The organism is Mycobacterium sp. UM_Kg27 (assembly GCF_000972905.1).
Classification (GTDB): domain Bacteria; phylum Actinomycetota; class Actinomycetes; order Mycobacteriales; family Mycobacteriaceae; genus Mycobacterium.
Map to the genome: position 1 here is coordinate 1 of NZ_JRMM01000242.1, position 2,428 is coordinate 2,428.

A 2,428-nucleotide genomic window follows, 5' to 3' on the forward strand; every position below is an offset into this window, starting at 1 on the left:
AGATGTGTATAAGAGACAGCCTCAGTTCTCGTCCACGCCGGCGAAGACGATGGACTCCATCAGCCGGCGTATGCAGGCCTGGGCGTAGCCCGGGCCTCCGGCCAGGAACCCCTGGCCGGGAATCTCGCCGCCTCGGGCAACCCGACCCAGGTCGTCGACCAGCGCCGCCAAGGCGTGCACCAAGAACTTCGCGTGCATCACGTCCAGATCCGGCCTGATCGCCATCAGCGGACGGGCCCAGGTTTCGATGAACGCGCGTTCGGAATCGCGCAGCAGCTCACGCTCCGCCGGCGCCAGGTTCACCCGCTCGGTGTCATAGACCGACGCCAACTCGGGATTGGCGAACACCGTAGCCACGTACGCCTCGATCAACCGGCGCAGCGCCTCTTCCGGCTCGGCGAAGACACCGGCGATAGCCGCCATCTCCCCGGCTATCCGGTCCACGGCACGCTGCAGCCCGGTCGTCAGGATGTCGCTCTTGCTGGAGAAGTAGCGGTAGACGCCGGAGGCTGGGACGCCGACGGCATCCGCGATCTCGGTGACGCCGGTCTCGGCATACCCCTGCTTGCCGAACAACAGGACCGCCGCGTTCAACAGTGCCTCGTAAGGCCCGGCGTCCGGGGTGAAGATCCGCCACACCGAGGGTCGATTGACGCCGATGTCGTCGGCTCCGGGCAGCTGCGCAGCGACCACTGATCGTGACGCCGCGATGAGCAACGGCTTGATCTCGTCATCCGGCAGCTGCAGCCGGTGTCCGTTAATGCTGCCGGCGACACTGACCAATGCCACCGTCAGAGTCCACTGCTCCAGCGAGTTCAGTTCCGGGCGCATGACACTGATCGGCCGTTTCAGGCGTGCACCCACGGTGTGCATCTGCATCATGAGCTTGGCCTGGTCCTCAGACTGCAGATAGCGAGCCTGCCACCGGAACAGCCCGCTGCCTTCGCGGTTGAGGATCGAGGACGTGATGAGCCCGTCGACAGCCTGGTCCAGCACAGCCGGCGCGTTGTCCTGCATGTCGGCGTCGGAGAACTCGTCGACGAACGCTGTGCAGTCCACCAACTGCTGGCCGAGCGAGCCGACGACAACCGAGAACATCTCGTACTTGCTGGGATAGTGCCGGTACAGCGCCGGCGCGGAAATCCCGACCTTGGAAGCGATCGCCTCCATGCTGGTCGCGTGGTAGCCCTGTGCACTGAAGGTTTCCGCGGCAGCGCGTGTTATCTGCGCCTTGCGGTCCTTGGGGCGCCGCTTTATGCGGGCACCAACAGTGCGTCCAACAGGGTCGTTCGTGGCACCAAGCGAGGTCACCACCCCCGATCAACTCAGGCCAGCTCTGTCACGTGCACAGCATTACTAACACAGCTGGGTAAACGGGCCGTTGCGGATTCAATATAGAACCCGCCCGTACTTGTACGGATGTCCGCCTAATGCGGAACTACGGCCCCAGCGGAGCCCGGTGTCGCTTGTCGCGCGCTGGGACTCCATTGGGACCGCCGATGGACTGCGCATAGTTTGCCACTGCGAACGCCACCGCCGCACCGGTTAGCGCCAAAGCGCGCTGATTGATTTTCTCGACCGTGTCACCGGGGCCGCGGTAGTTGGGGTCGAACGCCGCGCCGGGCTTGCCGCCCCACAGTCGGGCCTGAGCGGTGGTCTTGAGCTGGGAAGCACCGCTAGTGATGCCCCCGATAGGCACCCCTGCCACCACGAACGGGCTGTAGTCGGTGTCGCTGCTGAGCGGCATATCGGCGGGCCGCACGCCCACCAGGTTGAGGTAACCGGCCAGGGTGCGCTCGATACCGCCTGATCCGACCGGCACGTCAGCGGGGGTGATGTCGCGGCTCGGCAGCGCGGACTGATCTCCGTCATAGGTGAAGAAGCCGGGGTTGGGAGAGGCGAGCATGTCGAAGTTCAGGTACAGGGCGATGTCGTTGAGCTGCTCGCGGTCTAGCCCGAAGACGTAGTCGCTGGAACCGCCGAGTTGTTGTTCCTCGGCACCCCAGAAAGCGAACCGGACCGCGTTGGTCACCGCCGGCTCCGGACCGAGCTGCAGTGCGGTCTCCAACACCGCCGCCACCCCCGAGCCGTTGTCGTTGATCCCCGGGCTGCCGAGTGCACTGTCGAGGTGCGCGCCCACCATCACGACGTCATGCGGCGAACCGCTTTTCGTCTGCGCCAAAACATTCCGAGACGTGACCTTCTCGGTGTGGCCGTCCAGGACCAGCCGCACCGTTCCGGTCGCGCGACGCAACGCGTGGTCGCCGTCGCGTCCGGCCACCGCTACCGGCATGGTGAGTTGGTCGTAGTACTCCGGAGGGAACAGTCCGGCCGGCGCTCCGGTGCGGCTCGGCAGGCTCACCACGACCAGCGCGGCGGCGCCACGCTGGGCGGCCACGTTCTGCTTGCTGTCTCTTATACACATCTG

2 protein-coding genes are annotated in these 2,428 nt (G+C 65.5%); both read right to left on the reverse strand.

Going from position 1 to position 2,428, the window contains the following annotated elements; translation table 11 throughout:
• Positions 1–21: 21 nt before the first annotated feature.
• Positions 22–1,314: a TetR/AcrR family transcriptional regulator gene (locus LI94_RS20875; protein ID WP_343252086.1), complete on the reverse strand. Its 1,293-nt coding sequence runs from the start codon at positions 1,312–1,314 to the stop codon at positions 22–24.
• A 124-nt stretch (positions 1,315–1,438) separates the two neighbouring features.
• Positions 1,439–2,428 (reverse strand): M28 family peptidase (locus tag LI94_RS20880; RefSeq protein WP_046302431.1); only part of this gene is annotated, 990 nt, incomplete at its 5' end.